The organism is Duganella phyllosphaerae (genome assembly GCF_001758785.1).
GTDB lineage: Bacteria > Pseudomonadota > Gammaproteobacteria > Burkholderiales > Burkholderiaceae_D > Rugamonas > Rugamonas phyllosphaerae.
In genome coordinates this window covers 61,058-67,485 of sequence record NZ_LROM01000112.1, presented here as the reverse complement: position 1 = coordinate 67,485, position 6,428 = coordinate 61,058, and the positions used below count along the sequence as shown (strand labels likewise).

The window sequence follows — 6,428 nt, the reverse complement described above, 5'->3', positions numbered from 1 at the left end:
TGTGAACGCCGGCCTGCCGGTGGCCCCGCGCGCGGCAACCGCGCTGGGCCTGGGCCTGGCCGGCGTTCACAACCGCCAGTGGTCGGCGCAATTCATCGCCGCCAACCCCGGTTATGCCGCATTGGCTTTGGCGTCGGACGGCCACACCACCGTGCTGGGCGCGCACGACGGCCAGCCCGGCGCCATCATCGCGCTGGGCACCGGCAGCGTGGGCGAAGCCAAGCTGGCCGACGGCCGCCACGTGGAAGTGGGCGGCTGGGGCTTCCCGTCCGGCGACGAGGCCGGAGGCGCCTGGATCGGCCTGCACGCGATTAATCACATGCAGCAAAGCTTCGATGGCCGCCTGCCCGCCAATGCCTTTGCCGACGACGTGGCGCAGGCCTGCGGCGCACCCGCAGGCCTGCGCGACCCGGCCGCGCGCGAGGTGCTCCAGCAATGGCTGGCCGGCGCCTCGCAAACCCGCTATGCGCAGCTGGCGCCGGTGGTGCTGCGGCACGCGCCCTCGGACGACGCCGCGCGCGCCATCGTGCACGCGGCGGGGCTGCAGGTCGAACGCCTGGCCCGGGCGCTGGACGCCGGCACCACGCTGCCGATTGCGCTGTGCGGCGGATTGGCCACGCCACTGCGCCCGTACCTGCCACCGGCCCTGCTGGCGCGCGTGGTGCCGGCGCGCGGCGATTCGGCGGCCGGCGCGCTGCGGCTGATCCGCCAGCATCTCGACCAACAACAGCGCACCTAGAGGAGTCGCACCATGCGTGCTGCAATCACCGGCAACATCCTCACTCCCGCAGGCTGGGTCCACGGCGAGATCGGCTTCGACACGCGTATCGCGTCGATTTCCGGCTGCGCCGTCGATCCGACATCGAACGGCGACGACTACATCCTGCCCGGCTTTATCGATCTGCACGTGCACGGCGGCGGCGGCAAGGACGTGATGGAAGCCGGCGACGCGGTACGCACCATCGCCGCCATCCATGCCCGCCACGGCACCACCAGCCTGCTGGCCACCACCATGACCGCGCCGGCGGACGACATCAAGCTGGCGCTGGCGGCCATCGGCAGCGCCGCCGCCCGGCGCGGCAAGGGCGAGGCGCGTGTGTTGGGCGCGCACCTGGAAGGACCGTACATCAACCCCGGCAAGCTTGGCGCGCAACCGGACTACGCGCGCGCGGCCACGCTGGCGGACGTGCACGCGCTGGCAGCGCTGGCGCCGTTAAAACTGATCACGGTGGCGCCCGAAATCGCCGGCCACCTGGCGCTGGTGAAAGAACTGGCCGACGCCGGCATGCGCGTGCAGATCGGCCACACCGCCGGCTCGTACGAAGACGGCAAGGCAGCGCTCGAGCATGGCGCGCACGGCTTTACCCACCTGTTCAACGCCATGACCGGACTGCACCACCGCGAACCCGGTATGGTGGGCGCTGCGCTGGCACATGCACAGTACGCCGAGCTGATCCCAGACCTGCTGCATGTGCACCCGGGCGCGATCCGCACTGCGCTGCGCTGCATCCCCAAGCTCTACTGCGTGACCGATTCCACCGCCGCCACCGGCATGCCGGACGGGGAATACATGCTGGGTCGGCAGGTGGTCATGAAATGCCTGGGCGGCGTGCGCCTGCCCGACGGCACGCTGGCCGGCAGCGCGCTGACCATGGACCAGGCACTGCGCAACCTGGTGGGCATCGGACTCGATCTGGCCGATGCGTCGGCCCGCGTGTCCACCTATGCGGCCGACTACCTGGGTCTGGCCGACCGCGGCCGCCTGGCCCCCGGCGCCTGGGCCGACGTCGTCGTTCTGGACCGCGACCTGCAACTGAAAGCCGTGTACCTGGAAGGCGAAAGACTGTGAACGATATAAACAATTTACGCAAACTGGCCGGCCAGCTGATCATGATCCGCTTCCCCGGCACCGAGCTCGATGCCGCCACAGCCGACTTCATCAAGGCGAATGCCATCCGCGCCGTGTGCCTGTTTCGCGGCAACATGACCGACGCCGCCCAACTGACCAAACTGACCACCGACCTGCGCGCGGTGATGGGGCCGCAGTCGCTGATCGCCATCGACCAGGAAGGCGGCGCCGTGGTGCGCGCCACCTGGGTGCCGGCGCCGCCGTCGGCCATGGCGCTGGGTGCGGCCGACGATGTCGACCTGGCGCGGCGCACCGGCGCGGCGGTGGCGCGCGCGGTGAAAGCGCTGGGCTTCAACTGGAACTTCGCGCCGGTGCTGGACCTCAACAACAACCCGTACAACCCGGTCATCGCCGAGCGCTCGTTTGGCGCCGATCCGCAGCGCGCAGCCGAGCTGGCGCTGGCCTGGATGGACGGCAGCCACGCACAAGGCGTGGCCTGCTGCGTCAAGCACTTCCCCGGCCATGGCGACACCAACGTCGATTCGCACCGCGACCTGCCCACGGTGGACAAGCCGGTGACCGAGCTCGCACGGCTGGAGCTGGCGCCGTTTCGCACCGCCGCGTCGGGGGACCGGGCGGCGCCGGCGCTGATGACCGCGCACATCGTCTATCCGGCGCTCGACGCCGACAATCCCGCCACCATGTCGCGCGCCATCCTGCACGACCTGCTGCGCGAGCAGTGGGGCTATCGCGGCATCATCATCACCGACGGCATGGACATGCACGCGATCGCGCACCGTTACGGCGTGGGCCACGCGGCAGTGCGCGCGCTCACCGCCGGCGCCGACATGGTGATGGCGCTGGGCACCCCGCAAACCCAGGAAGAAACCGTGGAGGCGATTACCGCCGCCATCGCCTCGGGCGAGCTGCCGGTCGATGCAGTGCAGCAGCGGCTCGATCGGCTGGCGGCGCTGGCGCGCGACTACCCGTGCGCACAACCACCCTACCTGGACGACGCCGCCGACCGCGCGGTGATGGCCGAAGGCTGGCAACGGGCGCTGACCGCGCACGGCAATCCACAGCGCCCGGCACCGGGCGCCAGGCTGCGCCTGGTGGTGCGGCAGGACGTGGTGAGCGACGGCGTGTCGGAAGCGGGCGTGCCGGCGGCGCGGGTGGCCGACTCGCTGCGCCGCCTGTACGACGTCGAGCTGCTGACGTACGCCGACGCCGACAGCTTCGACTGGTGCGCGCTGCCGCAGGACGGGCGCTTTACCGTGCTGGCGTCCACCTCGCGCCTGCGCTACGGCGCCCATGCGCGCAGCACCTGGCGCCCGGACCTGCACCTGGCGCTGTGGAACCCGTACCAGGCGCTCGACATCGCCGCCCCGGCCCTGCTCACGTATGGCTTTGCGGCGCCGGCGCTCGATGCCGTCAACGCCTGGCTGGCGGGTGAACTGCCCGCGGCGGGAACCGCGCCGGTGCCGGGCTTCGCCACCTGACACTGCCGGCACACGCTTGAATCCGGCGCAAATGGCGTATTTTATGTAACAATACGCGCGTTTGGCCGCCGTGCCTGCGCCTGCGGCCTTGAGAAAACCAATGTCTATGATTGAAGGATTACACATGTCCCACATTCGTCTCGCTCGTATTAGCCTGATCCTGGCCGCCATCGGCCTGAACGCCGCTCCCGCCATGCTGGGCATGAACATGGTCCACGCCCAGGACAAGGAAAAGGCCGCTGCCGAAGCACCGAAAGACACGGTCCGTCCCGAGATCTTCAAGCTGATCGACCCGAAAGAGGTCAAGCCGCTGCTCGACGCCAAGAACTACGCCGAAGTCAAAACCCGCATCGACACCGCCGCGGCCATGCCCAACCTGACCCCGTACGAAACCTTCGTGCTGAACCAGATGCGCGTGCAGGTAGGCCAGGGCATGGGCGACAACGCCATGACCATCGCGGCGCTGGAATCGATGATCGATTCGGGCCGCCTGACGCAGGACGTCAAGCTGCGCTTCATCGACGCCATCGGCACCATCTACTACAGCAACGTCAAGGACTACGACAAGGCGCTGGTGTGGTTCGATCGCTATGGCAAGGAGTCGGGCGATACCACCAAGCAGCGCCAGTTCATCATCCGCTCGTATTACCTGAAAGATGACTTCGCCAGCGCCAAGACCGAAGTGCTGAAAGACATCGAAGCTGCCAAGCAGGCCGGCACCGCGCCAACCAAAGACACGCTCAACCTGCTCGGCAACATCGGCCTGAAGCTCAAGGACACCGACCTGTACCTGTCCGCCGTGGAAGGACTGGTACGCTACTACCCGAGCGAAGACTACTGGTTCGACCTGCTGAACCGCACGCGCGGTAAGAAAACCTATGCCCAGCGCCTGGACCTGGACATGGCCCGCCTGAAAATGGTGGCTGCCCCGAGCAAAATGGAAACCGAAGACTACCTGGAACAAGCCGAACTGGCCTCGCTGGGCGGCTTCTTCACCGAAGCGAAGATCGCCATCGACAAGGCCTACCCGAACGGCAACATTCCGGCCGGCAAGGACAAGGCAGCGATCACCAAGATCCGCGACACCGCCACCCGTGGCGCTGCCGACGATGCCAAGAACATCGATTCGGGCATCGCCTCCGCCCAGAAGTCGAAAGACGGCATCGGCCTGGTCAACCTCGGTTACAACTACATCACCCTGGGCCAGTTCGACAAGGGTATCGACCTGATGAAGCAAGGTATTGCCAAGGGCGTGGCGAAAAACCCTGAAGACGCCAAACTGCGCCTGGGCTATGCCCTGGCCATGGCCGGCAAGAAGGACGAATCGATCAAGCTGCTCGAAACCATCAAAGGCGACGACGGCCGCGGCGACCTGGCCCGCTTCTGGATCATCTACCAGAACAAGCCGGCAGCAGCACCAGCACAAGCACCAGCCGCAAAATAAGCGCGCGCAGCAAAACAAAAGCCGGCTCAGCGCCGGCTTTTTTTTCGCCCTTACTTCGGGTCTACTTCGGGGTCAGTGCCGACATTTAGACACGGGCCCAACAGCAATATGGTTGAGTGCGTGTCCGAATGTCGGCACTGACCCCGAAGTTAGGCGGCTTGTGCGCCGAAGATGGTGAGGCGGTGGGCGGCGACGCCGGCCATGGCGCCGTCGGCCACGGCCATCGCGACGTTGCCGGCGGCGCGGGCCGAGTCGCCACAGGCGAAGACACCGGCCACGCTGGTGGCCTTCATGGCGTCGGTGCGCACGAACAGGCCGGTCGGGCCCTCTTCCATCTCGCAGCCCAGTTGTTCGGCCAGCGGGCTGCCGCTGTGGGTGCGGCTCACTACGAACAGGCCGGCCATCTCCAGCGCGCGGCCATCGGCCAGTTCCACCGTGGCGTGGCCGCTGATCCGCTTGACTGCCGCAGGTTCGATCGTCACGCCGCGCGCAGCCAGCGCTGCCAGCTGTTCCGGGTCAGGCGCGAACGCCTCGTTGAGGAACAGCGTGACCCGGCCCCAGTCGGGCAGCATCATGGCGTGGTGCATCGACAGCGGCCCGACCGCCATCACGCCGATATGCCCTTGCATCAATTCGTAACCGTGACAGTACGGGCAGTGGAACACGCTCGTACCCCAGCGCTCGGCCAGGCCCGGCAGCGCCGGCAGTTCATCGACCACGCCGGTGGCCAGCACCAGCGCCTGCGCATCGACGCCACGGCCGTCGCTCAAGGTGACGCGAAACCCCTGGCCCAGGCGCGTGGCCTGGGCGGCCGCGCCTGCGAGCCACTGCACGGTGGGATACTTCCTCAATTGCTGCTTGCCCTCGGCGGCAATCGCCGCCGCCTCGCGGCCATCCTGACCGAGGAAGCCGTGCGAGTGCTGGGCGTAGCGGTTGCGGCGCTGGCCGGCGTCGATCACCAGCACGCGGCGACGCGCGCGCGCCAGTTGGGTGGCGGCGGACAGGCCGGCATAACTGCCGCCCACGACGATGACGTCGAACTCAGTCGACAGGTTTTGGATGCTCATGCAGGGTTCCCCGGTGGTTGGCGTAATCGCGATTGAAGCTGGCCGACAGGTCGGCCAGCGTGACGTCCTTGAAACGCTCGATCAGCAACGCTTCCGCCTCGTCAAAAGCGCTGGCCAGCGCCTGGTTGACGGCCCGCTCGACCAGGCACTGCGGCTGCTCGCTGCGGTTGCCCATGGCGAACACCGTGGGCGAACCCACGGCCTCGTATATGTCGCGCAGCGTGACCGTGTGGAGGTCGCAGGTGATGACCCAGCCGCCGCCGTGGCCCTTGCCGGAACCGACATAGCCGCGCTCGCGCAGGCCGGCCAGCACGCGCCGCACCAGCACCGGGTTGGTATCGAGGAAGCTGGAGAGCTCCTCGGAAGTGAACGGGCGGTTGGCCTGCGCCATGTGCAGCAGCACGTGCAGGATGGAGGATAGTTTGCTGTCTCGTCTCATGTAACTAATGATAGTACATAAAACGAGATCGTGCACGCCAACCGTTAATCTAATAAAAGCGCCTGACAAAACCTTCAGGGCAAGGTGCGGTGCCGAAGACAGTACGAATGCACGGCGAGGCGCTGCAACG

6 protein-coding genes are annotated in these 6,428 nt (G+C 67.4%); 4 read left to right on the top strand and 2 right to left on the bottom strand.

Going from position 1 to position 6,428, the window contains the following annotated elements:
- The 4 genes from DUPY_RS20225 to DUPY_RS20210 all read left to right on the top strand — a co-directional run.
- The coding region (locus tag DUPY_RS20225; protein ID WP_070250515.1) for a glucosamine kinase nucleotide-binding domain-containing protein at positions 1-739 on the top strand (739 nt) is incomplete at its 5' end.
- Between the two features lie 12 nt (positions 740-751).
- Entirely contained in the window at positions 752-1,849 is a 1,098-nt protein-coding gene (nagA, locus tag DUPY_RS20220) for an N-acetylglucosamine-6-phosphate deacetylase (RefSeq protein ID WP_070250513.1), read from the top strand.
- Positions 1,846-3,348: a beta-N-acetylhexosaminidase gene (gene nagZ / locus DUPY_RS20215; RefSeq protein WP_267875832.1), complete on the top strand. Its 1,503-nt coding sequence runs from the start codon at positions 1,846-1,848 to the stop codon at positions 3,346-3,348. The genes nagA and nagZ overlap by 4 nt, the downstream gene beginning before the upstream one ends.
- Positions 3,349-3,472: 124 nt before the next feature.
- Positions 3,473-4,792 (top strand): hypothetical protein, encoded by a 1,320-nt coding sequence (locus DUPY_RS20210; RefSeq protein ID WP_070250511.1) that lies wholly within the window; start codon positions 3,473-3,475, stop codon positions 4,790-4,792.
- 149 nt (positions 4,793-4,941) lie between these two features.
- Here the strand turns inward: DUPY_RS20210 and DUPY_RS20205 are convergent, their stop codons facing one another.
- Together DUPY_RS20205 and DUPY_RS20200 are read right to left on the bottom strand one after the other, a co-directional pair.
- Positions 4,942-5,859, bottom strand: coding sequence for an NAD(P)/FAD-dependent oxidoreductase (locus tag DUPY_RS20205; protein ID WP_070250509.1), 918 nt, complete (start codon positions 5,857-5,859; stop codon positions 4,942-4,944).
- Positions 5,834-6,298, bottom strand: a complete 465-nt coding sequence (locus DUPY_RS20200; RefSeq protein ID WP_070250506.1) for an Rrf2 family transcriptional regulator — start codon at positions 6,296-6,298, stop codon at positions 5,834-5,836. Before DUPY_RS20200 ends, DUPY_RS20205 begins: the two co-directional genes overlap by 26 nt.
- Positions 6,299-6,428 lie beyond the last annotated feature (130 nt).

What these genes read in the sequence shown, in the direction of transcription:
- nagA (WP_070250513.1), top strand. Translation starts at nt 752, where the DNA reads ATGCGTGCTGCAATCACCGGCAACATCCTCACTCCCGCAGGCTGGGTC.
- DUPY_RS20210 (WP_070250511.1), top strand. Translation starts at nt 3,473, where the DNA reads ATGTCCCACATTCGTCTCGCTCGTATTAGCCTGATCCTGGCCGCCATC.
- DUPY_RS20205 (WP_070250509.1), bottom strand. Translation starts at nt 5,859, where the DNA reads ATGAGCATCCAAAACCTGTCGACTGAGTTCGACGTCATCGTCGTGGGC.
- DUPY_RS20200 (WP_070250506.1), bottom strand. Translation starts at nt 6,298, where the DNA reads ATGAGACGAGACAGCAAACTATCCTCCATCCTGCACGTGCTGCTGCAC.